Raw genomic sequence first — 26158 nt, forward strand, 5'->3', positions numbered from 1 at the left:
ACCCCCGTGGTGGCCGTAGCCGGCTTCGCCGGCCCGGCAGGCTATGCCGCGGTGGCGGGCGCCCCCTGGCGCCATTTCTCCTTCACCAGCCGCCGCAGCAGCTTGCCCGTGGCGGTGCGGGGCAGGGTGTCGAACTCCACGCGCCGCGGACATTTGAAATGCGCGATCCGCCCGCGGCTGAAGTCGATGAGCGCCTGGGCCAGCGCCGCGTCCGGCTGCAGGCCGGCGCGCAGCTCGACCACGGCCAGCACGTCCTCGCCGAACTCGGCGCTGGGCACGCCCACCACCGCCACGTCCTGCACCGCCGGATGCAGGGCCAGCGCCTCCTCGGTCTCGCGCGGATAGATGTTGACGCCACCGGAGAGGATCAGGTCCGTGCGCCGGTCCGCCAAGTACACGAAACCCTCGGCATCGACATGGCCGAAGTCGCCCAGCGTGCTCCAGCCCTGCTTGCTGAAGGCGCGGCGGGTCTTGTCCCGATCGCCGTGGTATTCGAAGGGTGGTGTGCCGCTGAAGTAGAGCGCACCGACCTCGCCGGTCGGCAGCTCATCCTCGTTCTCGTCCAGCACCCGCACCTGGCCGAACACCGGCCGGCCGACGGTGCCGGGGTGCGCCAGCCAGTCCGCCGGGCCCACCGCACACAGGCCGTTGTTCTCGCTGCCCGCGTAGTACTCATGCACCACGGGACCGAACCAGTCGAGCATGCGGCGCTTGATGTCCACCGGGCAGGGCGCTGCCGAATGCACCACCATGCGAAGGCTGGACAGGTCATGGCGCTGGCGTTCCTCGGCCGGCAGGTCGAGCATGCGCACGAACATGGTGGGAACGAACTGGGCATGGGTGACGCGGTGGCGTGCGATCAGCGCCAGCGCCTCGGCCGGCACGAAGGACGGCATGACCACCACGCGGCCGCCTTGGCGAAGAGCCGCCATGGCCCAGGACAGGGGCGCCGCGTGGTACAGCGGCGCCAGCGACAGGACCACGGCGTCGGGCCCGATGCCATGCAGGCGACTGGCCAGCTGGTCGGCGACGCCCGGCGTTCCCCAGGGCGCGGCACCCGCCGGCCGCTTGATGCCCTTGGGCCGCCCGGTGGTGCCGGAGGAATAGAACATGGGCTGGCCTTCCACCTCGTCCAGCGCCATGTCGTCGAGCGCGGCATCGTCGAACACGGCATCGAGGCTGTCGAAGCCCGCCTGCGCCGGCCCCGCCGCCAGCCGCTGCGCGAGCCTGGGCAGGCGGCCGGCGAAGGCGCGGGCGGCCTCCACCTCGGTGGGCGAGACGACCAGGGCCTGGGCGCCGCAGTCCTCGACGATGTAGGCCATCTCTTCCATGGCCAGGTGCCAGTTCACCGGGGTGAAGTACAGGCCGCTGCGCTGCGCGGCCCAGCAGACGCAGAGGTAGTCGCAACTGTTGCGCATGAGCACGGCGATGTGGTCGCCGCGCTGCAGGCCGCGGCTGCGCAGGTGGGTAGCGAGGCGGCGCGAGCGGCGGTCGAGCGCGGCGTAGCTGAGGGCGGCGCTGCCGTCGCCCATCGCCACCGCCGTTCGCTCGGGGTTGGCCTGGGCATGGATGCCGATGTGCAGCGGATGGAAGTCGGTCGGGGTCATCGGGAAGCCTCCTGGGGGTGGGGTTGCGGCGAGGATGGGGAGGGGCGGCGTCCGAGGTAAAGCGCCAGGCTGAGCCGTTGCACCACGCCGCCGTAGGGCGGATGGAACAGCCGCACCGGAAAGAAGCGGCGCACCTGGAACACCGACTTGGCATGCGACAGCGTGCGGAAGCCCTCCACGCCGTGGTAGCTGCCCATGCCGGAGGGACCGATGCCGCCGAAGGGCAGGTCGTTCTGGAACACGTGCCACCCCCAGTCGTTGAGGGTCATGCCGCCAGCGTGGGTGTCGCGGCGCAGGCGTGCCGACTCCGCGCGGTCGCGGCCGAAGTAGTACAGGGCCAGCGGGCGCGGGCCCTGCTGCAGATGGCGCACCACCTCGTCGAAGTCGCCGTAGGGCAGCAAGGGCAGGATGGGACCGAACAGCTCCTCGCGCGCGATGCGCATGGAGGGCTTGACGTCCAGCACCAGCTGCAGCGGGATGCGGCGCCCCGGCCCGGCCTCGCCGCAGGACACGATGCGCGCGCCCTGGTCCGCGGCGTCCTGCAGCAGGGCATGGATGCGCTCGGCATGGCGCGGAGTGACCACGCAGGTGTAGTCCTCGTCGCGCGCGGCGCCCTGCGGATGCATCGCGCAGAAGGCCTGCCGCAGCCGCTCGGCCAGGGCGTCCATGTGTTCCGCGGGGACCAGCGCGTAGTCCGGCGCGATGCAGATCTGGCCGGCATTGAAGCTCTTGCCATGCGCCAGCTTGGCGGCGGCGTCGTGCAGGTCGGCGCTGCGCGAGACGATGGTGGGCGACTTGCCGCCCAGCTCCAGCGTGACGGGCACCAGGTGCTCGGCGGCGGCCCGCATCACCTCGCGGCCGACGGTGGTGGAGCCGGTGAACACCAAATGGTCGAAGGGCAGTGCCGAGAAGGCCTGCGCCACCGCCACCGGCCCGCCGGTGGCGAATACCTCGTCGGGGTCGAAAACCTCCGCCAGCAGCCGCTGCACGGCCACGGTGGTGGCCGGCGTGAACTCCGACATCTTGAGCATGACGCGGTTGCCCGCCGCCACTGCGGCGATCAGCGGGCCCAGCGCCAGGTAGCAAGGGAAGTTCCACGGCGCGATGACGCCGACCACGCCCTTGGGCTGGTATTCCACCCAGGCGGCGTTGCCGCGGAACAGCAGCTCGGTGTGCCGCCGCTGGGGCTTCATCCAGCGCCGCAGATGGCGCAGCGCATGCCGTATCTCCAGCACCAGGCCCAGCACGTCGGCCAGGCGCGACTCCGCCATGGAGCGGCCACCGAAGTCGGCGGACATGGCCTCGCACAGCGCGTCCTGGTGGCGCAGCAGGGCCGCCTGCAGCGCCCGCAGCCGCTCGGCCCGATGGCGGGCCGGCGGATGGGGCCGGACCGCGAAGGCCGCGCGCATGGCGGCCAGCTGCGCCTGCAGCTGGCCGGCCGTCGGTTCGTCGGGTTGGCCGTGCATGCTCAGAAGCGGTAGCCCACGCCGACGACGTAGATGGCGGGGTCGAGCTTGATCCGCGCGCTGCCCGGCACGTTGCCCACCGCCGGCACCACGCCGCGCGCCTGGGTCTTGACGAAGACCTTGCGCGCGTCGAAGAACAGGCTCCACTGCCTGGACAGCGGGACGTCGAAGCCGGCCTGCAGCACGCTGCCCCAGGCGTTGTCGGCCTTCAGGCGGGCGATGTCGCCGTCCGTCTCCTTCATCACCCAGGTGTAGTTGACGCCGGCACCGACGTAGGGCCGGATGGGGCCGAGGTCGCCGAAGCCGTAGGTCAGCGTCAGCATGGCTGGCGCGTAGCGGATCTTGCCGAGCGTGCCCGTGGGGGCGGGCGGCAGTGTGCCGGCCGCCGACAGCGTGGTGGTGGGCGGGTTGCCCATGGCGAAGCGCAGCGTCCAGTCGTGCGCGAGCTCGTAGCCGATCTCCAGCGCGGCGGCGGTGTTGTTCTTCACGCCGACGGCCGCGCCGGGCACGGGCACGCCGGTGGGCAGTTCGATGGTGCTGTCGGGCGAGAAGCGGATCGCCGCGACGCCGGCGCGCACCGACCAGGGCGAGTCCTGGGCAAGGGCGGGCAGGGCCGCGGCTGCGGCGGCGGCGATGAGGATCGCACGCAGGGGATGGGGGGTCATGGGTGTCTCCGGCGCCAGGCGCTCTGATTGGGATGAATCGAGCTGCCATGGTGCGCGGCGCGCCTGCGCGCCCGACCCTTCGAAAGTATGGGCGCCGCTCCGGGAAAACCCAGGCGGCGCCGGGCGCTCAGGCGATGGCGCCGATGTGCCGCGCGCGGGTGACGGCGGCGATGCGGGTCTTCACGCCCAGCTTGGCGTAGCAGTTGTACAAGTGCCACTTGACCGTCGGCACCGAAATGCCGGCCTGGTCGGCGATCTGCTGGTTGTCCAGGCCCAGGCCCAGCAGTTCGAGCACCTGGCGCTCCCGCGCGGTCATGTGCTCCGCGGCCGCCGTGGGCGTGGGTTCGCACGGGCCTGCGGCGGCGGGCGGGACGGGCGCGCGCAACTGCGCCAGGAAGTCCAGCTCCTGCGGCTGGGTGAAGCCGAAGTCCTTGGCGCGCGCGTGCTGCAGGATGGCCTGCACCGTGTGCCGGTGCTCGTCGAAGGGCCCGAGCATCTGGCGCGGTGCGGCCTGCCCGATGGCAAGCGCGAACTGGCGCAGGGCCCGTGCCTGCTCGCCCCCCTGCAAATGAATGCCGGCCGCGAGCAGGTGCCAGTCCACCAGCTCGCGGATGCGGCCCGCACCGCGCGCCTGCTTGATCTGCGCGGCCGCCTGGTCCAGGGCCTGCGCGGCGTGGCCGTTGATCGCCATCAGCTCTACGCGCACCAGCCGCAGCTGCCCGCAGTTCCACGACGGAGCCATCTCGGGCCGCGGCGGCTCGGCCATCGCCAGCAGGCCGCCAGTGCGCGCCATCTCGCGCGCCTCGTCGTGCAACTGCAGCCGCAGCAGCCGCCGCAGCAGGAAGGCATGCAGCAGGCGTTGCAGCCGCGGCGGATAGCTCAGGGCCACCGCCTCCAGCCGCCGCGCGAAGTCCGCGTCGTCGGGCTGCCAGGCGGTGGCGCACACCGACAGGCCGGGAATCACGCAGTCCGTCACGCCATGGCGGCCCGCCTGGTCCAGGCCGGCGAGGGCGCTGGCATGCGCCTCTTCCGTGCGCCCCAGATCCATCAGTGCACGGGCGCGGATGAAGTCGATGGTGCGGATCGGGTCCGAGTCGCGGCCGAGTGCCGCGGTCAGGTCGCCCTTGGCACCGGCCAGGCGGCGCTCGGCCTCGGCCGGGCTGCCCAGGGCCAGCAGGATGCAGCCGGCGACGGCCTCGACCCAGGCCCTGCCATAGAAGCTGGCCGTGTGCGCGATGGCGCCTTCGGCCAGCATCAGGTGGCGGCGCGCGGCCAGCGGCGCATCGACGGCCAGCTCGCACACCGCCAGGCAGGCATGGGCGATGCAGCGGCCGTGGGCGTCGCGGCCGTCGTCGTGGGCCAGCCAGGCTTCGGCGTTCTCCTGGCAGGGCCGCGTGGCGTCGCAGTGGGCCAGGGCCACGGCGCGTTGCAGCCGCAGGCCCTGATGGGTGGCATCGGCATGGGGCGTGTCGTTGGCCGTGAGGGTGTCGATCACCTGCAGCGCGCGCTCGGGCTGCCGCGTGAAGCACAGCGACCAGATGTACCAGGCCAGGGTGTCCTGCGAGGGCGGGCAGCCCGCGGCATTCAGCACGTCGACCCAGCGCATGAATTGACCCAGCAGGCCCCGGTCGGCGACCACTTGCGTGGCGGCGCGGTCCAGCCACGCGCGCGCGGCCGCAAAGGCCTCGGCCTCGATGGCCAGGTCGATGGCCTGGGTCATGTGGCCGTGCCCTGCATGCCACTGCGCGGCGGCCAGCAGGATCTGCTGGCGCCGTCCCGGCGGGAGCAGGGCCTGCGCGTCGGCCAGCAGGTGATGGCGCAGCAGCGTGTGCAGCCGCAGCCATTCGCCCTGGCCATCGAGCGTGAAGATCAGCACGTTGCGGGCGCGCAGCAACTGGAGCCAGCGGGCGGCCCGCGCGTCGCCGGTGACCTGCTGCGCCAGGGGCAGGGAGAACTCGCGCAGCACGGCAATCTCGTGCAGGAAGCGCACCAGGGCCGGCTCGAAGCCCTTGAGCACGCGCTGCGTGAGCACCTGGGCCACGTCGGCCGACTGCGCCGGAAACTGCCGCAGGGCACCGGCGACGCTGCCGTGCTGCTGGGCCAGCACCGTGAGCAGCCGCAGGGCTGCCGGCCAGCCTTCGGTCTGTTGCTGAATGCGGGCCATCTCGGCGTCGTCCAGTGCCTCGAAGCCCTGCTGCCGGAACAGGTGCGCGCTGCACTGGCGGTCGAACACGAGTTGCGTGGGCCCCAGCTGGATGGCGCCCAGCTCGAGCCGTGCCCGGCCCAGGTCCATCGGCAGTTCGTGCACGGTGGACAGCACCAGCCGCAGCGGCTGCCCGCTGTCGAACACCATCGCGTTGAGCAGCGCGCCCAACCCCTCGTCGGTGCAGTAGTGCAGGTTGTCCACGAACAGGGCCAGCGGCGCCTGCAGCCGCGCCAGGCGCCGCTGGAGTTCGGTCAGGCGGTCCGTGCCCGCGCAGGCCGGCGCGCGCTGGCCGGCCTGGCCGCCCGCGACGGGCGGCGCCAGGGCCGCGAGGATGCTGCCCACCAGTGCATCGAGGCCGTGATCGCGGTCGTCCAGCGTGACCCAGGCGCAGGGCAGGCCGCGCTCTCGGTGCCGGCGATACAGCGTCGCCATCAGCACGGTCTTGCCGAAGCCGGGGGGCGCATGCAGCAGAAGCAGGCGCGGCAATGCGGTGCCGCGCATCAGGCCTTCGGCGGCCGGTGGCACGACGGGCTCGAATTCGAAGAGCGGTGGGCGCAGCCGGCTGTGCTGCAGGGGCGTGGCCGTGGCGGCGCCGCCGTGGGTCGATGTCATGCCTGTCTCCATGTTCTTGTTCTCGGGACCAGCCCGCGCCCGCAGGCTAGCGCAACGCCGGTCGGCCGAGCCCGTCGAAAGTATGGGTTCGGCCCGGCATCGCACGCCAGGGGCCGCTGTAGGGCCCCGATGGGTGTTTGCCCTAGTCCCGACTTTCGTCCGGGGGCGGGCCCGGGCCCGCTCACTACGCTTTCCCGTCATGGCCACAGAACGGACGGACGACCTTGGATAGCTACGACTACGTGGTGGTGGGCGGCGGATCGAGCGGCGCGACGCTGGCGTCGCGCCTGAGCGAGGACGCACGCTGCCGCGTGCTGCTGCTCGAGGCCGGCGGCGACGGCGACAGCTGGATGCACCGCATGCCCTTTGCCATTTCGGCGCTGGTGCCGCGGCCCAATCGGCACAACTGGGGCTTCGAGACGGTCCCGCAGCCCGGCCTGGGTGGGCGGCGCGGCTACCAGCCGCGCGGGCGCGGCCTGGGGGGGTCGTCGGGTATCAATGCCATGGTCTATGTGCGCGGTCACCGCAACGACTACGACCGTTGGGCGGCGCAGGGCAATCCCGGCTGGTCCTACGACGAAGTGCTGCCCTTCTTCACGCGCAGCGAATGCAACGAGACGCTGGACGGGCCTTTCCATGGCCGCAGCGGGCCGCTGCATGTGGGCGAGCAGCGCAGCGGCAACCTCTTCACCGGGCACTTCATCCAGGCCGCCGTGCAGGCCGGCCACCGCTACAACCCCGACGTCAACGGCGCCGAGCAGGAGGGCGTGACGCGCTTCCAGCTCAACCAGGTGGGCGGCGAACGCTGCTCGGCGGCGCGCGCCTTCCTGGCGCCACACCGTGGCCGCCCCAACCTGACGGTGCGCACGCACTGCCATGCCACGCGCGTGCTCATCGAGGACCGCCGCGTGGTGGGGGTGGAGTTCCTCTACGGTGGCGGCCGGCACACCGTGCGCGCCCGGCGCGAGGTGGTGCTGGCGGCCGGGGTCTTCCAGTCCCCGCAGCTGCTGATGCTGTCGGGCATCGGCCATGGGTCGCAGCTGCAGGCGCTGGGCATCGCGGTGCAGCACCACCTGCCGGGCGTGGGCGAGAACCTGCAGGACCACATCGACCATGTGCTGGTGCGCCGCTGCGACAGCCCCGAGCTGGTGGGCCTGTCGGCCCGCGGGCTGTGGCGGCTGGGCGGCCACTGGCGCGCGTGGCGCCGGGAGCGGCGCGGCCTGCTGTGCTCCAACGCGGCGGAGGCCGGCGCCTTCCTGAAGACGCGGCCCGACCTGCCCGAGCCCGACATCCAGCTGCATTTCGTGGTCGCGATGCTGGAGCAGCATGGCCGCAAGCTGCGCATGGGCCACGGCCTGTCGGTGCACGTGTGCTGCCTGCGGCCGCGCTCGCGCGGCACCGTGCGGCTGGAGAGCGCCGACCCGCAGGCGGCACCGCGCATCGACCCGGCCTTCCTGGACGACCCGCAGGACCTGGAGACGCTGCTCGCCGGCTACCGCATGGCCGAGCGCATCCTGGCGCAGCCGGCCCTGTCGGCGCACGGCCTGCGCACCCTGGAGCGCCATCCGCCGCGCAGCGACGACGAGGTGCGGGCGGCCATCCGCGCCGGCGCCGACACCATCTTCCATCCCGTGGGCACCTGCCGCATGGGCCCCGATCCGCTGGCGGTGGTCGATGCCCATCTGCGTGTGCACGGCATCCGCGGCCTGCGCGTGGCCGACGCCTCCGTCATCCCGTCGGCCATCGGCGGCAACACCCATGCCTGCTGCGTCATGGTTGGCGAGCGCGCCGCCCACCTGATGCGCGAGGCGGCATGACGCTCGCCTGCTTCCGTCTTCTTCCCGTCCATCCAATGGAGACATCGCCATGAACAAGACCTTGCCCCCCGACGCCCGGCCCGTCGCCATCCCGCCCGACAAGGCCGGGCCTTTGCGCGCGCTCACGTTGCCGCCACGGCTGGCCTGGCCCACCTTCTGGATGTGGGTGGTGTCCATCGTCGGCGTCGTCGGCACCGACGTGCTCGCGCTGCGCGGCAGCCTGCCCTATGGCGCGGCCTGCGTGCTGAACGTGCTCTTCATGTATCCGCTCTTCGGCGTGATTCACGATGCGACGCACCGTGCCGTCTCGTCCAACGCGCGCCTGAACGACTGGATCGGCCGCATCGGCCTGCTGCTCATTGCGCCGCACGGCACCCTCGGCATGTTCCGCTGGGCCCACATGCAGCACCACCGCCACACCAACGGCGACAAGGACCCGGACGAGTGGATCCACGGCCGCTGGTGGACCCTGCCGCTGCGCTGGATGAGCTTCGACCTGGGCTACCTGCTGTTCATCCCCAGCCGCGGCGACGCCATCGGCCGGCGGCAACTGCGCCACACATTCGCCGCGCTGGCCGTGCTGCTGGCGGTCGTCGGCGTGCTGGTTTGGCTGGGTCACGGGCGCGAGGTGCTGTGGCTGTGGCTGATCCCGGCGCGCCTGACCATGATGCTGTTCGGCTTCGTCTTCTTCTGGCTGCCGCACGTCAAGCACGACGTCACGGCCGAGCAGAACCTGACCCTCGCCACCTCGATGCGCTTCGGCGGCGAGCGCTGGCTCGGCCCGCTGCTGCAGTTCCACAACTACCACCTGCTGCACCACCTCTATCCCTCGGCACCGCCGTACAACCATCCGCGCATCTGGCGGCTGATCGAGCCCGAGCTGCGCCAGCGCGACCTGGCCGTGCAGAAGGGCCTGGCCATCCGGGCGGAGGTGTGGCCGGGCCGGCGGAGCGCGGCATGAGCATCTGGCGCTGCAGCTACTGCAGCCACATCTACGACGAGGCCCGTGGCGATCCCGAAGCCGGCGTGCCGCCCGGCACCCGCTGGGACGACGTGCCCGAGGACTGGTGCTGCCCCGAATGCGGCGCCACCAAGGCCGACTACACGCGCGATCCGGACTAGCCGCACCGCCCGCCTTCGTCGATTTCGACGATTTCTTCTAGCCCCGGGTCGGACAGACTCGGGCGCCGTTCAGCGCCGCCGGCGCGCCGCGCCCGGGCCGGTCCGGGCCCTTCTCCACGGAGACCGATTTTTCATGGAAGCTGCCTTCATCTACGACCATGTGCGCACCCCGCGCGGCCGGGGACGCGGCGACGGCTCGCTGCACGAGATCACGCCCGTGCAACTGGCCGCGCAGGTCCTGGCCGGACTGCGCGACCGCCACGCGCTCGACACGGCGCTCGTCGACGACGTGATCCTCGGCTGCACCAATGCCTACAGCGAGCAGGGCGCCGACATCGCCCGCCTGGCCGCGCTCGTGGCCGGCTATGGGCAGCATGTGCCCGGCATCCAGCTCGATCGCTTCTGCGCCTCGGGCCTGGAGGCCGTCAACCTGGCAGCGGCGCAGGTCGTCGCCGGCCAGGCCGACGCCATCGTGGCGGGCGGCGTGGAGTCGATGTCGCGCGTGGCCTCGCTCTCGGGCGGTGGCGCCTGGGTGAGCGACCCCCAGGTCATCTGGCAGTCTTATTTCACGCCCACCGGCGTGTCCGCCGACCTGCTGGCCACCCTGGATGGTTACACCCGCGAGCAGCTCGATGCCTATGGCCTGGAGAGCCAGCGCCGCTGCGCGGCTGCCGTGGCCGAGGGCCGCTTCGCTCGCGCGCTGGTGCCGGTGCGCGACGTGATCGGCGAGGTGGTGCTGGACCATGACGAGTTTCCGCGGCCTGGCACCACCGCCGAGAGCCTGGCCGCACTGAGGCCGGCCTTCGACACCGTGGGCGAGCAGGGCGGCTTCGATGCGGTGGCGCTCCAGCGCTATCCGCATCTGGAGGCGATCCGGCACCTGCACACGGCCGGCACCTCCAGCGGTGTGGTGGACGGCGCCTCCGCTGTGCTCGTCGGCTCGGCAGAGTTCGGACGCCGAACGGGCCTGAGGCCGCGCGCCCGGGTTCGCGCCTATGCGGCCGTGGGCAGCGAGCCCACGGTGATGCTGGACGGCCCCGCCGCCGCCACCGAGAAGGCCCTGCGCCGCGCCCGCATGACCATTGGAGACATCGACCTGTTCGAGGTCAACGAGGCCTTTGCCGCCGTCGTGCTGCGTTTCATGCGCGCCACTGGCGCGCCGCACGACCGGGTCAACGTCAACGGTGGTGCCATCGCGCTCGGCCATCCGCTCGGCGCCACCGGCGCCATGCTGGTCGGCACCGTGCTCGACGAGCTGGAGCGCCGCGGCCTTCGCACCGGCCTGGTCACGCTCTGCGCTGCCGCAGGCCAGGCGACCGCCACCATCATCGAACGTGTCTGAACGAAGCCATGAAGACTCTTGAACTGCGCCTGGGCGACGACGGTGTCGCCCTGATCCACATCGACCTCGTGGACCGGCCGATGAACGTGTTGACGCCCGAACTGGTGGAGGACCTGGCCGCCGCGGTGGAGGAGGTGGCGGCCGCGCCCGGCATCACCGGTGTCATCCTGGCCTCCGCCAAGCCGGGTGCCTTCGTCGCCGGTGCGGACATCAAGGGGATGCTGGCGCTGCTCGACGCCGGGCCCGTACCTGCGGCCCAGGGCGTGGCCCTGGGCGAGGCCTTCGGGAGGCTGACACGTCGCATGGAGGCCTGCGGCAAGCCATTTGTGGCGGCGCTGGAGGGGCCGGCCCTGGGCGGCGGCTTCGAACTGGCCCTGGCCTGCCACCGCCGGGTGATGGCCGACCAGCCCAAGGCCGTGGTCGGCCTGCCCGAGGTCGGCCTGGGCCTGCTGCCCGCCGGTGGCGGCACGCAGCGTCTGCCACGCCTGATCGGAATCGAGAAGGCGCTGGGCCTGCTGCTGACGGGGCGCCATGTGAAGGCCGCCGAGGCGCTCAAGCTGGGCATCGTGCACGAGCTGGTGCCGGCCGGAGACACCGTGGCGGCGGCACGTCGGTGGCTGCTCGCGCAGCCCAGGGCCGTCCAGCCCTGGGACGACAAGGGCTTCCGAATCCCCGGCGGGGCCGGTCCGACCGCGCCGCATGCCAGCCGCAGCTTCACGGCCGGCACCACGTTGCTGGCAGGCCAGACGCAGCGAAACCTGCCGGCGCCGCTGGCGATCCTCTCGTGCGTCTACGAAGGCACGCAGCTGCCGCTGGACGTGGGCCTGCGCGTCGAACGCAAGTACTTCGGCCGTCTGCTGGCCGATCCGGTCGCCCGCAACCTGATGCGCACCCTCTTCCTCAACAAGGGCCGCATCGACAAGCTCGCCAACCGGCCTGTGGGCGTGCCGCCTTCCAAGGTCGCGCGGCTGGGTGTGCTGGGCGCCGGGATGATGGGCGCGGGCATCGCGCACGTCGCTGCCGGCGTGGGCATCGAGGTGGTGCTGCTCGACAGCACGCTGGCGCAGGCCGAGCGGGGCAAGGCCCATGCCGCACGCCAGCTCGACAAGGCGGTCGAGCGCGGCAGGACCACGCGGGAGCAGGCCGATGCGGTGCTTGCGCGCATCCGTCCCGCCACCGACCATGCCAGCCTGGCCGGCTGCGATTTCGTGATCGAGGCCGTGTTCGAGAACCGTGACATCAAGGCGCAAGTCACCCGCCAGGCCTGCGCCGCGATGGCGGCGACGGCAATCTTCGGCAGCAACACCTCGACGCTGCCGATCACCGGACTGGCCCAGGCCTTCGAGCGGCCCGAGGATTTCATCGGGGTCCACTTCTTCTCGCCGGTCGAGCGAATGCCGCTGATCGAGCTGATCGTCGGCGAGCAGACGAGCCCGCGGACGTTGGCCCGCGCCATGGATCTGGCGGCGCAGCTGCGAAAGACGCCCATCGTGGTCAACGACCGCCGGGGCTTCTTCACCAGCCGCGTCTTCGGCACCTTCATCAAGGAGGGCATCGCGATGCTGCAGGAGGGCGTGGCGCCGGCCCTGATCGAGAACGCCGCGCGCCAGGCCGGCATGCCGGTGGGGCCGCTGGCCGTGATCGACGAGGTGTCCCTCGACATCACGCTCAAGGTGTATGAGCAGTGGCGCGCGGACGGCGTACAGCCGCCGCACGAGCCGGTGCTGTCGATCGATGCCACGCGCAAGATGGTCGATCAGCTCGGCCGGCGCGGCAAGGCGGCCGGCGCCGGCTTCTACGAGTACCCGGAAGGCGGTCGCAAGTTCCTCTGGCCAGGGTTGTCCGAGCACTGGCCGGTGGCAGCGCAGCAGCCCTCGGTGGATCACCTCGGTCGGCGCTTCCTCACGATCCAGGCGCTGGAAGGTGCACGCTGCATGGAAGAGGAGGTCGTGCGCGACCCGGCGGACGCGGACGTCGGCTCGATCCTCGGCATCGGCTACCCGGCGTGGACGGGCGGCGTGCTGTCGTACATCGAGACGGTGGGATTGGCGCGCTTCGTCGCCGACGCGCAGGAAATGGCCCGGCTGCACGGTCCGCGCTACCAGCCGTCACCATGGCTGGTCGAGCGGGCGCTGCGGAACGCGCCTTTCTATCCGCCCATGGGCTGACGAACTCGGCATGGTTATGACCCCCTACGTCTGGGTAGCGAGGCATGGCGGGGTCCATCATTGGCCCAAGGGGCTCCGGCAAGCGCTGGCTGGCGTGCGCGCTGGCCCAGCAGACCTGCCGGCGGGGGCAGTCGGCGCTGTACCTGCGCGTGCCGCGATCGGCCGAGGAACTGCGCTCCTGCACGGCAAGGAGGGGTTCCCCACATGGCTGGCGAGTCTGGAGCGCATTGAAGTGCTGGTGCTCGACGACTGGGCAAGCAGCAACGCCTCAGCCTCAGGGGCGACTCGCTGCGCCACACGGCGGGCAGCGCCCTGGCCCCACGACGAGGGTGGCCCCGAAAAGACCCAGTGGGCCCCAAAACTATATTGACTACGCGCAACCCACCTCGATTGCCTCGGGCCGTTCACGATCCCGAAATCAGTGGTCAGGATCACCGAAATACGCAGCGAGCCACAGGTAATCCAAGGAAGCCTCTCTTGGCTGCCGCTCCCTTTGTGCAGCGATTACTCCGGCGAGGCACTGGGCCTTGAGCTTGGCCTAGTGGGAATCCTTGGTTCCAACGAAGACACGCTGTTCTCTTGTGGCGCCAGAGGCACAGATGGTGAGCCGAAAGTAAAAGACGCCGTGGCGAAACCGGGCGAGGTGCGAAGCGAGCTTCAACGAGGTGATCCAAGAAAGTGGGACGCCGTCGTGGGACACCTGGGTCGGGCACAAAAAAACCCGTCGAAGATCAACGGGTTAGATCTGTTGGTGGAGAGGAGGAGGATCGAACTCCCGACCTCCGCATTGCGAACGCGGCGCTCTCCCAGCTGAGCTACCCCCCCAACGCAATCGCGCGATTATAGGCGCGCGACGGGGCTTCACATCAAGAGGTGCTCGCCGGCGTTGTCGCCGCCCAGGATCACGTAGTTGACCTTGCGGATGTCCATGAGCTGCTTGCCGCCGGCATAGCTCACGGCGCTCTGCAGGTCTTCCTGCATCTCGCGCAAGGTGCCTTCCCAGGTGCCGCGCACCGGCTCCAGGATGCGCTTGCCTTCGACGTGCTTGTATTCGCCCTTGTTGAAGTCCGAGGCCGAGCCGAAGTATTCCTTGTAGCGCTTGCCGTCCACCTCCACCGTCTCGCCCGGGCTTTCCTCAAGACCGGCGAGCAGGGAGCCGATCATCACCATCGTGGCGCCGAAACGGATGCTCTTGGCGATGTCGCCGTGCTCGCGGATGCCGCCGTCGGCAATGATGGGCTTGGACGCCACGCGGGCGCACCACTTGAGCGCCGACAGCTGCCAGCCGCCCGTGCCGAAGCCGGTCTTGAGCTTGGTGATGCACACCTTGCCGGGACCGATGCCCACCTTGGTGGCGTCGGCGCCCCAGTTCTCCAGGTCGATCACGGCCTCGGGCGTGCCCACGTTGCCGGCGATCACGAAGGTCTGCGGCAGCTTCTGCTTGAGGTAGCCGATCATGCGCTGCACGCTGTCGGCATGCCCATGGGCGATGTCGATGGTCACGTAGTCGGGCACCAGGCCTTCGGCCGCCATGGCGTCGACGGTGCGGTAGTCGGCGTCCTTGACACCCAGCGAGATCGACGCGAAGGCGCCCTGCGACTTCATCCGGCGCGTGAAGGCCAGGTTGTCCAGGTCGAAGCGGTGCATCACGTAGAAGTAGCCGTTCTGCGCCAGCCACAGGCAGCGGGCCTCGTCGATGACGGTCTTCATGTTGGCGGGCACCACCGGCAGCTTGAAGCGGCGGCTGCCGAGTTGCACCGTGGTGTCGCATTCCGCACGGCTCTCCACGCGGCATTTGCGCGGCAAGAGCAGAACGTTGTCGTAATCGAAGATCTGCATGGCAGTCCAGGCTCCGGGAATCGTGGTTGAACGAAAAGGATGAGCGCTTGGCCTGGCCGGTCGTCCTGTGCCGCCGCCATCGAAAGGCAGGGCACAAAAAAACCGGGCGCAAGAATCTTGGGCCCGGTGATTGAGTGTAGGCGTGCCCCCCGCGGGGCGACCTACGGATTGGCGTATAGCCTCTATAAACGCAAGGTTGTGGGGCCTGCGCGCCCCGGCAGGGTCAGAAGCGGTAGCCGATGCCCACGCCGACAAGCCACGGATCGATCTTCACCTTCGAGACGGTCTGCCAGCCCAGGCGGACGTCCGAGTCGATCTTGACCTTCTTGACGTCGACGTTCAGGAACCACTGGGGCGCGAGCTTGATGTCCAGGCCGGCGCCGAGGGCCAGGCCCACGCTGCTCCTGTCGAGCGAGAGCGCACCGACGGTCGGCACGTTGAGGTTCACGGAACCGATGCGCGTGTAGTTGAGGCCCACGCCGGCGTAGGGCCGGAAAGTGCCTTCGGGCAGGAAGTGGTACTGCAGCATCAGCGTGGGCGGCAGGTGCTTGAAGCTGCCGATGTCCACCGGGCCGCCCAGGGCGCTCTGCTGCACGGTCACGCGCTGCTTCTGCGGCACGGTGAGCACCAGTTCGGCGGCGATGTTGGGCGTGAAGAAGTAGCTCACGTCCAGCTCGGGAATGGTCTTGGCGTCGACGTGGATGGCATCGGCGGGCACGAGCAGCGACGGGATGGCGCTGGACTTGTCGGCCGGGTCGAGCCGCACGGCGCGTGCGCGCACGAGCCAGGGGCCTTCGGGGGCCGAAGCGCTCTGGGCGAGGGCGCCGCCGCTCAGCAGCGCGGCAAGGAGGAGGGAGGTGCCCCGGAGGGCGAACAGTCTGGACATGCGTTCTGCGCTGGTTGTGAAAGCCAGGCCAGTGTGGGCCGCGCGCGGCCCCGGGATGTTGATGCGGCGCAAGCGCGCAAAGCCGCGGGAAGCCCACTGCCGCTTGCTTGATCCAGGTCATGCATGCCTGGGCCGCGCTTCGCACAATGCCTTCGCGGCCCGTGATGGGCGGGCCGCCCGTGACTTCAACCGCATCCCGAAAGACTCTCCATGCCGTCTCGCTTCCTCGTCGCCGCAGCACTCCTGGCGGCCCTTTCCGCCCCCCTCCATGCCGCCGACTGCAGCGTGCAGATCGACGGCAACGACGCCATGCAGTTCAACAAGACCGCCATCGACGTGCCCAAGGCCTGCAAGAGCTTCACCGTGCAGCTCAGGCACGCCGGCAAGATGCCCAAGGCCGCGATGGGCCACAACTGGGTGCTGGCGAAGACCGCCGACGTGCAGGCCGTGGCCAACGACGGCATCGCCGCCGGCCTGGACAAGCAGTACGTCAAGCCCGGCGACGCCCGCGTGATCGCCCACACCAGGGTCGTGGGCGGCGGCGAGAGCGATTCGGTGGCCGTGGACGTGAGCAAGCTCAAGGCCGGCGAGAGCTACACCTTCTTCTGCTCCTTCCCGGGCCACTCTGGCGTCATGAAGGGCAGCTTCGCCCTGGCCAGGTAAGCAGCCCTGCGCGGGGCCGGCGCAGGCCCCGCTTCCTACAATCGGCGGATGTCCTTTCCTGGCCCCCACGCCGAGCCGACGGCGGCCGACTCCCCCCTTCTTGCCAACCTCAACGACGAGCAGCGTGCGGCCGTCACGCTGCCCGAGGGGCATTCGCTCATCCTGGCGGGCGCCGGTTCCGGCAAGACGCGCGTGCTCACCACGCGCATCGCCTGGCTGATCTCCACCGGCCAGGTCTCGCCTGGCGGCGTGCTGGCTGTCACCTTCACCAACAAGGCCGCCAAGGAAATGATGACGCGCCTGACGGCGCTGCTGCCCGTCAACGTGCGCGGCATGTGGATCGGCACCTTCCACGGCCTGTGCAACCGCTTCCTGCGCGCGCACTGGAAGCTGGCCAACCTGCCGCAGAGCTTCCAGATCCTGGACACGCAGGACCAGCTGTCGGCCATCAAGCGGCTGATGAAGCAGTTCAACGTCGACGACGAGCGCTTTCCGGCCAAGCAGACGCAATGGTTCATCGCCGGCGCCAAGGAAGACGGCCTGCGCCCCGGCGACATGCAGGCCCGCGGCGAGGACGACCGCAAGAAGATCGAGCTCTATGCGCTGTACGAAGAGCAGTGCCAGCGTGAGGGCGTGGTCGACTTCGGCGAGCTGATGCTGCGCAGCTACGAACTGCTGCGCGACAACGACGCGGTGCGCGAGCACTACCAGCGGCGCTTCCGCCACATCCTGATCGACGAGTTCCAGGACACCAACCGCCTGCAGTACGCCTGGATCAAGATGCTGGCCGGCCACACCGATGCGCTGGGCCATTTCACGTCCGGCGGCAACAGCGTGCTGGCGGTGGGCGACGACGACCAGAGCATCTATGCCTTCCGCGGCGCGCGCGTGGGCAACATGAGCGACTTCGTGCGCGAGTTCGACGTGCAGCACCAGATCAAGCTGGAGCGCAATTACCGCAGCTTCAGCAACATCCTGGATTCGGCCAACGCCCTCATCAGCCACAACAAGAAGCGCCTGGGCAAGAACCTGCGCACCGACCAGGGCCCGGGCGAGCCGGTGCGCGTCTACGAGGCGCCGAGTGACTTTGCCGAGGCGCAGTGGATGGTCGAGGAAATGCGCCAGCTGGTGCGCGACGACGTCGAGCGCAAGGAGATCGCCGTGCTCTACCGCAGCAATGCGCAGAGCCGGGTGATCGAAACGGCGCTGTTCAACGCCGGCATGCCCTACCGCGTGTACGGCGGCCTGCGCTTCTTCGAGCGGGCCGAGATCAAGCACGTGCTGGCCTACCTGCGCCTGCTGGAGAACGCGGACGACGACACGAGCTTCCTGCGGGTCGTGAACTTTCCACCGCGGGGCATCGGCGCGCGCAGCATCGAGCAGCTGCAGGACGCGGCGCGCAGCCGCGGCGTGCCGCTCACCAAGGCCGTGGAAGGCCTGCCGGGCAAGGCCGGCGCCAACCTGGGGGCCTTCGTGGCCAAGATCGACGTCATGCGGGAGCAGACGCAGGGCCTGTCGCTCAAGGAGATCGTCGAAGTGGTGCTGGAGGCCAGCGGCCTGGTCGAGCATTACAAGGCCGACCGCGAGGGCGAGGACCGGCTGGAGAACCTGGAGGAACTGGTCAACGCCGCCGAGGCCTTCGTCACGCAGGAGGGCTTCGGCCGCGACGCCGTCGCCTTGCCCGTGGACGAACTGCGCCAGAGCGCCGTCAGCCAGGGTCTGGACCCCAACCTGCCGGTGCTGGACGACCCGCTCGCGCCCGACGCCGACACCGGCGAGACGCTGAGCCCGCTGGCCGCCTTCCTCACCCACGCCGCGCTGGAATCGGGCGACAACCAGGCCCAGGCCGGCCAGGACGCCGTGCAGCTGATGACGGTGCATGCCGCCAAGGGCCTGGAGTTCGACTGCGTGTTCATCACCGGCATGGAAGAGGGCCTGTTCCCGCACGAGAACTCGATGAGCGACTTCGAGGGCCTGGAGGAGGAGCGGCGGCTGATGTACGTGGCCATCACCCGCGCGCGGCGCCGGCTGTACCTGAGCCATTCGCAGACGCGCCTGCTGCACGGCCAGACGCGCTACAACCTGCGCAGCCGCTTCTTCGACGAGCTGCCGGAAGAGGCGCTCAAGTGGCTGACGCCCAAGCAGTCGGGTTTCGGCCACTTCGCCGGCAGCGGCGCGGGCGGCGGTGCGCGCAGCAGCAGCGGCGGCTTCGGCGGCTTCTCGTCCTCGGGCTACGGCGGCAGCGGCAGCCCGGCGCCCGCCCCGGTGCCGCAGCGCGCGGCGCCGTCGCACGGCCTGCGCTCCGGCATGCAGGTCTTCCACAACAAGTTCGGCGAAGGCACGGTGACGGCACTGGAAGGCAGTGGGGACGACGCCCGCGCCCAGGTCAAGTTCAACCGCCACGGCATCAAGTGGCTGGCGCTGAGCGTGGCCAAGCTCACGCCCGTCGAGTGAGGCGGAGGGCGCGACGCGCCCTCAGTCCACGCTGAAGCTGTCCCTGAAGGTGAACCAGGCGGAGGCCAGGAAGGCCGCCGAGAGCAGGAAGGATCCGCCCACCATCACCGCCATGCCCAGGGCACTCGCGCCGCTCACGGCCATCAGCAGCGACGCCGCCAGGCTCATCAGCAGGCTGATCGCCAGCACCACGCCGCCCCAGGCCAGGCCGTAGAGCGTCATGGCGCCCATGTTGCGCCAGCAGGCCACCAGGCTGAAGAAGATGCTCTTGACCGGCGTCACGCCATGCCAGTGCACCAGCGCCGGCGCATGCCAGAAGGCCATCGCCACCGGCACATAGAACAGCAGCCGGGCCAGCACGGCGATCTGGAAACCGGTGCTTTGCACCACCGCGGCCTGCGGCGCGCCGTCGTCGCCGAAGGCGCCGTCGAAGGGGTCGCCGAAGACCAGCGTGGCCAGCCCGCCGGCCGCCAGCGCGCTCAGCGCATAGAGCAGCCCCAGCACCGCCAGCGGCTTGGCCTGCGCACGCACGGCCTGAAGCGCCTGCAGGAAGATGCCGGCCGACGCCGCGCGGCCAGCGGCGGCGTCGGCCCGGCCGTTCACGGTGCGCTCGCTGGCCACCATGAGGGCCAGCGTGGTCGCCGGGCCCAGGGCCACGGCCAGCGGCCCGCCGACGAGCGGCAGCACCGACAGCATGGCGATCGCCGACATGAACAGCATGAACAGCGAGAAGAAGGCCATCGGCTGGCTGCGGAAGGCGCGCAGGCCCTCGCGCATCCACTGGACGCCGGTGCGGGGCGAGACGATTTGGAGTTTCATGAAGGGCGTGAAGGGATCGGCCCGGCGTGGCGCAGGGCGCTCAGTCTCTCAGGCGTCCTGCGCTTCGGCCGTGGCTTCGGCGTGCAGGGCCAGCACCTGCGGTGCACGCAGGCGTTCGCGCAGCACGCGCTCGAAATGCGTCGGGTCGTGCGGCTTGAGCATGCTGGCCTCGCGGGGGAGGTGGAAGTCCCACAGCCGGGAGACCCAGAAGCGCAGGGCCCCCGCGCGGAGCATGGCCGGTAGCAGTTCGCGCTCGGCCGCGTTCAGCGGCCTGCGGGCCTGGTAGGCCTCGAGCAGCGCTTCCGTGCGTGCAGCATCGGCGCGGCCGGTGGGCAGGTCGATGGCCCAGTCGTTCAGGCACACGGCCAGGTCGAAGAGCCAGGTGTCGGTGCCGGCGAAATAGAAGTCGAACACGCCGGTCATGCGCGGCAGGGTGCCGCCACGGCCGTCGTGGGCGAACATGGCGTTGTCGCGGAACAGGTCGGCATGCACCGGCCCGCGCGGCAGCGCGGCATAGGCGGAGGACGCGGCGATGTGGTTCTGGTAGGCCAGTTCGCTGCGCAGCAACGCAGCCTGGGCCGCGTCCACATGGGGCAGCACCACGGGCACGGTGTCGTTCCACCAGGGCAGGCCGCGCAGGTTGGGTTGCTCCAGCGCATAGTCGCGGCCGGCCAGGTGCAGCTGTGCCAGCAGGTCGCCCAGCGCGCTGCAATGGTCGGCGGTGGGCGCCAGTTCGCTGCGGCCTTCCAGCTTGCGCACCACGGCGGCGGGCTTGCCGGCCACCGTGTGCAGCAGCGGGCAGGCGGACGCGGGCGCGCCGGCGTCGAAGAGGGGGCCGCCGTCGCCGGACCGTGCCGCGGGCTCGGGCACCGGCATGCCGCGGTCGGCCAGGTGCTTCATCAGGCCCAGGTAGTAGGGCAACTGCGTGGGCGTGAGACGCTCGAAGAGCGTCAGCACGTAGTCGCCGCGGTCGGTCGTGGCGAAGTAGTTGGTGTTCTCGATGCCGCCTTCGATGCCGCGCAGCGCGGTCAGCTCGCCCAGCCCCAGGCGGCGCATCAGGTCGGCCGCTTCGTCGGCCGGGACTTCGGTGAAGACCGCCACGGGCGGCTCAGAACTTGAGCACGTTCCAGACGCGGGCGCCGCTGCCGGAACTGTTGCCTTCGGTGGCGCCGGCGCGCTGGCGGGTGCCGTCGGTGGGCTGGATGTCGTAGGAGGGGAGGGCCGAATCCTTGGGCTGCACGGTGATGCTCTGCGTCACGCCGCCGTAGCGCACCTCGTCGACCTTCGCGCCGCGGTCTTCGACGGTGATGTGCTCGATCTTCTGGTTGCGCCGGCCGTCCAGCGGCTGCGATTCGCCGGGGGTGGTGGACGGGGCTGCCGCCTCGGCCGGCGCGGGCGTCTGGGCGTGACCGAGGGCCGGAAGCATCGACAGGCCCGCGGCCAGCATGAAGGCGCGCAGGGGCGAAATGGTGTGGGCAGGCATGGTGGGGCGATTGTAGGTGCGCGCTTCCCGCGTCGTGGCCTTGCCCTCTGTAGTCGCAGGCCGCCGCGCACCGTCGGCGCGGGCGGGCAGGCCGTGGCGCGCCGCGGGTGAGAATGGCCGGATGACCGAGAAGAAAACGCTGCTGCTGGTCGATGGCTCCAGCTACCTGTACCGCGCCTTCCATGCCATGCCCGATCTGCGCGCGGTGCCCGGCGACCCCAACAGCCCGGCCACCGGCGCCATCCGGGGCATGATCAACATGATGCAGGCGCTTCGCCGCGAGGTGCGTGCCGACTACGCGGCCTGCGTCTTCGACGCGCCCGGCAAGACCTTCCGCGACGACTGGTATCCCGAGTACAAGGCCCACCGCGCCCCGATGCCCGACGACCTGCGTGCACAGATCGCACCGATCCACCAGGTGGTGCGGCTGCTGGGCTGGCCGGTGCTGTGCGTGCCCGACGTGGAGGCCGACGACGTGATCGGCACGCTGGCACGCACCGCGGCCGGCCAGGCCATCGAGGTGATCGTGAGCAGCGGCGACAAGGACCTGTCGCAGCTGGTCGACGAGCACGTCACCATCATCGACACCATGAGCGGCAAGCGCCGCGACGTGGCCGGCGTGACGGCCGAATTCGGCGTGCCGCCCTCGCTGATGGTGGACTACCAGACGCTGGTGGGCGACGCGGTGGACAACGTGCCCGGCGTGGACAAGGTCGGTCCCAAGACGGCCGCCAAATGGCTGACGCAGTACGGCTCGCTCGACGCGCTGATCGCCCATGCCGCCGACATCAAAGGCCAGGCCGGCGAGAACCTGCGCCGTGCGCTGGAATGGCTGCCCCAGGGCCGGCGCCTGGTCACCATCCGCACCGACTGCGACCTGGCGGGTCATGTGGAAGGCCTGCCCGCGCTGGAGGCCATCGCCATCCAGCCGCTGCAGACCGAGGAACTGAAGGCCTTCTACGAGCAGTACGGCTTCAAGAGCCTCGCCAAGAGCCTGGAGGCGCATGCCGCCGCGCCCGAACTGCTGGGCCACGGGGGCGCGCAAACGGGCGAGGGCGGCACCGGCCTGCTCGACGGCACGCTGGCCGCAGCCGCCGAGCGCGCCAGCAACCTGGTCTACGACACGGTGCTCGACTGGACCGCCTTCGACGCCTGGATGGACAAGCTGCAGGCGGCCGAGCTGGTCGCCATCGACACCGAGACCAGCTCGCTGGACGAGATGAAGGCCGAGATCGTCGGCATCAGCTTCAGCGTCACGCCTGGCGAGGCCGCCTACGTGCCGCTGGCCCACGACTACCCGGATGCGCCCGAGCAACTGCCGCGCGACGAGGTGCTGGCCCGCATGAAGCCCTGGCTGGAGGACGCCAGCTGCCACAAGCTGGGCCAGCACATCAAGTACGACCGCCACGTCTTCGCCAACCACGGCATCGAGGTGCAGGGCTACGTGCACGACACCATGCTGCAGAGCTACGTGCTCGAAGTGCACAAGCCGCACGGCCTGGCCAGCCTGGCCGAGCGCCACACCGGCCGCAGCGGCATCGATTACGAGGACCTGTGCGGCAAGGGCGCGCACCAGATTCCCTTCAGCCAGGTTGCCATCGACAAGGCGGCCGAATACTCCTGCGAGGACAGCGACCAGACGCTGGACGTGCACCGCGTGCTGTGGCCGCAGCTGCAGGCCGACGAGCGGCTGAAGTTCGTGTACGAACTGGAGATCGCCAGCAGCGAGACGCTCTACCGCATCGAGCGCAACGGCGTGATGATCGACGCCGGCGCGCTGGCGGCGCAGAGCCACGAACTCGGTCAGCGCATCGTGGCGCTGGAGCAGCAGGCCTACGAGATCGCCGGCCAGCCCTTCAACCTGGGCAGTCCCAAGCAGATCGGCGACATCTTCTTCAACAAGCTGGGCCTGCCCGTGGTCAAGAAGACGCCGAGCGGTGCGCCGAGCACCGACGAAGAGGTGCTGGAGAAGCTGGCCGAGGACTATCCGCTGCCGGCTAAGATCCTGGAGCACCGGGGCCTGTCCAAGCTCAAGAGCACCTACACCGACAAATTGGCGCAGATGGCGCTGCCGCGCACGGGGCGCGTGCACACGCACTATGCGCAGGCGGTGGCGGTGACCGGCCGGCTGTCGAGCAACGACCCGAACCTGCAGAACATTCCCGTGCGCACCACCGAAGGCCGCCGCATCCGCGAGGCTTTCGTCGCGCCGGAGGGCCGCGTGATCGCCAGCGCCGACTATTCGCAGATCGAGCTGCGCATCATGGCCCACATCAGCGGCGACGAGGCATTGCTGCGGGCCTTCAACGAAGGCATCGACGTGCACCGCGCGACGGCCGCCGAGGTGTTCGGCAGCACGCCCGAGCAGGTCAGCAGCGAGCAGCGCCGCTATGCCAAGGTCATCAACTTCGGCCTGATCTACGGCATGAGCAGCTTCGGCCTGGCGCGCAACCTGGGCATCGACAACACGGCGGCCAAGAGCTACATCGACCGCTACTTCGCGCGCTACCCGGGCGTGAAGAACTACATGGACGAGACGCGCGCCAGCGCCAAGGAAAAGGGCTATGTCGAGACGGTGTTCGGCCGGCGCCTGTACCTGCCCGAGATCCGCTCGCCCAACGGCCCGCGGCGCGGCGCGGCCGAACGCGCGGCCATCAACGCGCCCATGCAGGGCACGGCGGCGGACCTGATCAAGCTGAGCATGAATGCGGTGCAGAAAGCGCTGGACGACCAGGGCCTGGGCACGAAGATGGTCATGCAGGTGCACGACGAACTGGTGTTCGAGGTGCCCGAGGCGGAGGTCGACTGGGTGCGGGCGGAAGTGCCGCGCATCATGGCCGGCGTGGCCGAACTGAAGGTGCCGCTGCTGGCCGAGATCGGCTTCGGTCCGAACTGGGAGAAGGCGCATTGATGGGCTTCTCCCCCCATGCCGCTTCGCGGCTCCCCCTCTCTGTCGCCTTCGCTTCAACGTCGAACGACTCAATGAAATCGCCCCCAGACTCCATGCAACCCAAGCTCCGCTCCCTCATCCTCGCCCTGGCACTGACGGTTGCTGTCGCGCCCGCATTCGCCCAGCGCGACGCGCGCATCGACACGCTGGCCCAGCAGCAGAAACAGCCGCTGCTCGACACCCTGTCGCAGCTCGTCGCCATCGAATCCGGCAGCCGCGACATCGACGGCCTGGACCGCATGGCGGCGCTGGTGGCCGGGCGCCTTCGGGCACTGGGCGGGCAGGTGTCGGTGATCGAGCCGGGCAGTGCCGAGTCGCCCGAGGTCTACCGCATGGGCGACACGCCCGAGCAGATCGGCAAGATGGTGCGCGCCACCTTCGAGGGCACGGGCAAGGCGCGCATCCTGCTGATTGCGCACATGGACACGGTCTACACCATCGGCATGGGCGCGCGGCAGCCCTTCCGCATCGAGGGCGACAAGGCCTATGGCCTGGGCATCGCCGACGACAAGCAGGGCATCGCCGTGATCCTGCACACGCTGGCCATGCTCAAGGAACTGGGCTTCAAGGACTACGGCCGCATCACCGTGCTCATCAACGGCGACGAGGAGATCAGCTCGCCCGGTTCGCGCGCGCTCATCAGCAGGCTGGGCGCCGAGCACGACGTGGTGATGTCGCACGAAGGCGCCTATGCCAGCGACGACAAGCTGTCGCTGGCCACCGCCGGCATCGGTGCCGTCACGCTCAAGGTGCAGGGCAAGGCCTCGCACGCGGGCTCGGCGCCCGAGCGCGGCGTCAACGCCTTCTACGAGATGGCCCACCAGGTGCTGCAGATGCGCGACCTGTCCGATCCGGCCACCGGCCTCAAGATGAACTGGACCGTGGGGCAGGCCGGCAACAACCGCAACGTGATCCCGGCCTCGGCCCAGGCCATGGCCGACGTGCGGGTGATCAAGGTGGCCGATTACGACCGGCTGGAGCGCGCCATCCAGGAGCGGGTGAAGAAGCAGCTGATTCCCGACGCCAAGGTCGAGGCCGTGTTCGAGCGCCGTCGCCCGCCGCTGGAGGCCAACGCCGCCGCGCTGGCGCTGGCCAAACATGCACAGGGCATCTACGGCGAGCTTGGCCGCACACTGGGCGCCGACGACAAGGTGGCCGGCGGCGGCACCGATGCGGCCTTTGCGGGCCTCTCGGGCAAGGCGGCCGTGGTCGAGCGCTTCGGCCTGCAGGGCTATGGCGCGCACACGGCCGATGCCGAGTACGTGCTGATCGACTCCATCGCGCCGCGGCTGTACCTGACGACGCGGCTGATCATGGACGTGTCGGCGGGGAAGGTCGCGCCACGCTGAAAGGCCGGCATCCTTCAGCGCTCAGAAGGTGTGAGTGAACCCGCCATGCCCGCTCGTCCTGCCAAAACACGGCCACTCTGCGTTGCAAATGCTCGCCATAGCCCGAGCTATGGCTGCGCTTTGCGCCTTGATTGGCCGCGTTTTCGCAGCCCGCTCGGCCACGCCGGATTCACTCACACCTTCTGAGTCCTGGCGCGCCGGAAGAAGGCCGCGCTGGCCACCGCGAGCAGTGCGGCGCCGCAACCGGCGTAGCGCATGGCGTCGGCCAGGCCCTGGCGCAGCGCGGCGCGTGCCGCCGCCGTGCCCATGTCGCCGGGCAGCAGCGGCTGCAAGCCGGCCATGTGGCCGGCCGCGATGTCCTGGGCCAGCCGCCAGAGTTGCGCCGCTGACTGGCCCGGCAAGGCGTCGGCGAGTCCGCGTGCCACGCCCAGCACCAGCACCAGTCCCATGAGCGCGATGTTGAGCGCCAGCGTGATCAGGCGCACGCTGAAGTCGATGCCCGAGGCCATGCCGGCGCGCGCGGCCGGCACGGCGCCGGTCGTGGTGTTGGTCACCGGCGAATTCGTCAGGCCCAGGCCCGTCCCGGCCGCGGCGCAGGCGGCGAGCACGGTCGCCACGCTGCCGCCGGCGTCACCCGCCGCCATGAGCAGGAAGCCGCCGGCCATGAGCCCGAGGCCGGCCGGGATCACGCGTGCCGCGCCGTGGCGCAG

19 protein-coding genes, 1 tRNA gene and 1 pseudogene are annotated in these 26158 nt (G+C 70.3%); 10 read left to right on the forward strand and 11 right to left on the reverse strand.

Annotated features, from left to right (window positions below; all coding sequences use genetic code 11):
* Positions 1 to 41 precede the first annotated feature (41 nt).
* The 4 genes from NS331_RS05870 to NS331_RS05885 all read right to left on the reverse strand — a co-directional run bounded on the left by NS331_RS05870 (position 42) and on the right by NS331_RS05885 (position 6556).
* The gene (locus NS331_RS05870; RefSeq protein WP_206597322.1) at positions 42 to 1607 is read right to left on the reverse strand and encodes an AMP-binding protein; all 1566 of its coding nucleotides are present in this window, start codon (positions 1605 to 1607) and stop codon (positions 42 to 44) included.
* Positions 1604 to 3073 (reverse strand): coniferyl aldehyde dehydrogenase, encoded by a 1470-nt coding sequence (locus tag NS331_RS05875; RefSeq protein ID WP_058641067.1) that lies wholly within the window; start codon positions 3071 to 3073, stop codon positions 1604 to 1606. The genes NS331_RS05870 and NS331_RS05875 overlap by 4 nt, the downstream gene beginning before the upstream one ends.
* A 2-nt stretch (positions 3074 to 3075) precedes the next feature.
* On the reverse strand, positions 3076 to 3738 hold the full coding sequence (locus NS331_RS05880; protein ID WP_058641068.1) for an OmpW/AlkL family protein: 663 nt from the start codon (positions 3736 to 3738) through the stop codon (positions 3076 to 3078).
* Positions 3739 to 3865: 127 nt separating this feature from the next.
* On the reverse strand, positions 3866 to 6556 hold the full coding sequence (locus NS331_RS05885) for a winged helix-turn-helix domain-containing protein (RefSeq protein WP_058641069.1): 2691 nt from the start codon (positions 6554 to 6556) through the stop codon (positions 3866 to 3868).
* 224 nt (positions 6557 to 6780) lie between these two features.
* Between NS331_RS05885 and NS331_RS05890 the strand changes: the two genes are divergently transcribed.
* The 6 genes from NS331_RS05890 to NS331_RS27350 all read left to right on the forward strand — a co-directional run bounded on the left by NS331_RS05890 (position 6781) and on the right by NS331_RS27350 (position 13466).
* Complete coding sequence (locus tag NS331_RS05890; protein ID WP_058641070.1) at positions 6781 to 8373, forward strand: GMC family oxidoreductase; 1593 nt, start codon at positions 6781 to 6783, stop codon at positions 8371 to 8373.
* 49 nt (positions 8374 to 8422) lie between these two features.
* On the forward strand, positions 8423 to 9334 hold the full coding sequence (locus NS331_RS05895) for a fatty acid desaturase family protein (protein WP_058641071.1): 912 nt from the start codon (positions 8423 to 8425) through the stop codon (positions 9332 to 9334).
* A complete protein-coding gene (locus NS331_RS05900) occupies positions 9331 to 9495 on the forward strand; it encodes a rubredoxin (RefSeq protein ID WP_058641095.1) in 165 nt (54 codons plus the stop codon). The genes NS331_RS05895 and NS331_RS05900 overlap by 4 nt, the downstream gene beginning before the upstream one ends.
* A 133-nt stretch (positions 9496 to 9628) precedes the next feature.
* Positions 9629 to 10837 (forward strand): acetyl-CoA C-acetyltransferase, encoded by a 1209-nt coding sequence (locus tag NS331_RS05905; protein WP_058641072.1) that lies wholly within the window; start codon positions 9629 to 9631, stop codon positions 10835 to 10837.
* Between the two features lie 8 nt (positions 10838 to 10845).
* Complete coding sequence (locus tag NS331_RS05910; RefSeq protein ID WP_058641073.1) at positions 10846 to 13005, forward strand: 3-hydroxyacyl-CoA dehydrogenase NAD-binding domain-containing protein; 2160 nt, start codon at positions 10846 to 10848, stop codon at positions 13003 to 13005.
* Between the two features lie 44 nt (positions 13006 to 13049).
* Positions 13050 to 13466 (forward strand): ATP-binding protein, encoded by a 417-nt coding sequence (locus NS331_RS27350; protein ID WP_082702286.1) that lies wholly within the window; start codon positions 13050 to 13052, stop codon positions 13464 to 13466.
* A gap of 288 nt (positions 13467 to 13754) precedes the next feature.
* Here the strand turns inward: NS331_RS27350 and NS331_RS05915 are convergent.
* From NS331_RS05915 to NS331_RS05925, 3 genes are all read right to left on the reverse strand, one after another.
* A tRNA-Ala gene (locus NS331_RS05915) sits at positions 13755 to 13830 on the reverse strand.
* A gap of 36 nt (positions 13831 to 13866) precedes the next feature.
* Positions 13867 to 14844 (reverse strand): GMP reductase, encoded by a 978-nt coding sequence (locus NS331_RS05920; protein WP_058641074.1) that lies wholly within the window; start codon positions 14842 to 14844, stop codon positions 13867 to 13869.
* 223 nt (positions 14845 to 15067) lie between these two features.
* The gene (locus tag NS331_RS05925; protein WP_058641075.1) at positions 15068 to 15730 is read right to left on the reverse strand and encodes an OmpW/AlkL family protein; all 663 of its coding nucleotides are present in this window, start codon (positions 15728 to 15730) and stop codon (positions 15068 to 15070) included.
* Between the two features lie 210 nt (positions 15731 to 15940).
* Between NS331_RS05925 and azu the strand changes: the two genes are divergently transcribed.
* Entirely contained in the window at positions 15941 to 16393 is a 453-nt protein-coding gene (gene azu / locus NS331_RS05930; protein ID WP_058641076.1) for an azurin, read from the forward strand.
* 48 nt (positions 16394 to 16441) lie between these two features.
* Positions 16442 to 18847 (forward strand): UvrD-helicase domain-containing protein, encoded by a 2406-nt coding sequence (locus tag NS331_RS05935; RefSeq protein ID WP_058641077.1) that lies wholly within the window; start codon positions 16442 to 16444, stop codon positions 18845 to 18847.
* A 21-nt stretch (positions 18848 to 18868) separates the two neighbouring features.
* Here NS331_RS05935 and NS331_RS05940 read toward each other — a convergent pair whose 3' ends face one another.
* The 3 genes from NS331_RS05940 to NS331_RS05950 are packed head-to-tail and all read right to left on the reverse strand — an operon-like array spanning position 18869 to position 21149.
* Positions 18869 to 19666 carry a BPSS1780 family membrane protein gene (locus tag NS331_RS05940; RefSeq protein ID WP_153012757.1) on the reverse strand — a complete coding sequence of 266 codons (798 nt, stop codon included), beginning with the start codon at positions 19664 to 19666 and terminating at the stop codon, positions 18869 to 18871.
* Positions 19667 to 19714: 48 nt separating this feature from the next.
* Entirely contained in the window at positions 19715 to 20767 is a 1053-nt protein-coding gene (locus NS331_RS05945; RefSeq protein ID WP_058641079.1) for a homoserine kinase, read from the reverse strand.
* Between the two features lie 7 nt (positions 20768 to 20774).
* Complete coding sequence (locus tag NS331_RS05950; RefSeq protein ID WP_058641080.1) at positions 20775 to 21149, reverse strand: hypothetical protein; 375 nt, start codon at positions 21147 to 21149, stop codon at positions 20775 to 20777.
* Between the two features lie 121 nt (positions 21150 to 21270).
* Here NS331_RS05950 and polA point away from each other — a divergent pair, with 121 nt between their 5' ends.
* A complete protein-coding gene (gene polA, locus NS331_RS05955) occupies positions 21271 to 24060 on the forward strand; it encodes a DNA polymerase I (protein ID WP_058641081.1) in 2790 nt (929 codons plus the stop codon).
* Positions 24061 to 24131: 71 nt separating this feature from the next.
* Positions 24132 to 25448: a M20/M25/M40 family metallo-hydrolase gene (locus NS331_RS05960; protein ID WP_058641082.1), complete on the forward strand. Its 1317-nt coding sequence runs from the start codon at positions 24132 to 24134 to the stop codon at positions 25446 to 25448.
* 173 nt (positions 25449 to 25621) lie between these two features.
* Here the strand turns inward: NS331_RS05960 and NS331_RS26580 are convergent.
* Positions 25622 to 26158 (reverse strand): annotated as a pseudogene (locus tag NS331_RS26580) (MFS transporter); the annotation flags it as partial.

The sequence above is a fragment of the Pseudacidovorax intermedius genome, from assembly GCF_001476815.1.
In the GTDB taxonomy this organism is placed as follows: Bacteria; Pseudomonadota; Gammaproteobacteria; order Burkholderiales; family Burkholderiaceae_C; genus Xenophilus; species Xenophilus intermedius_A.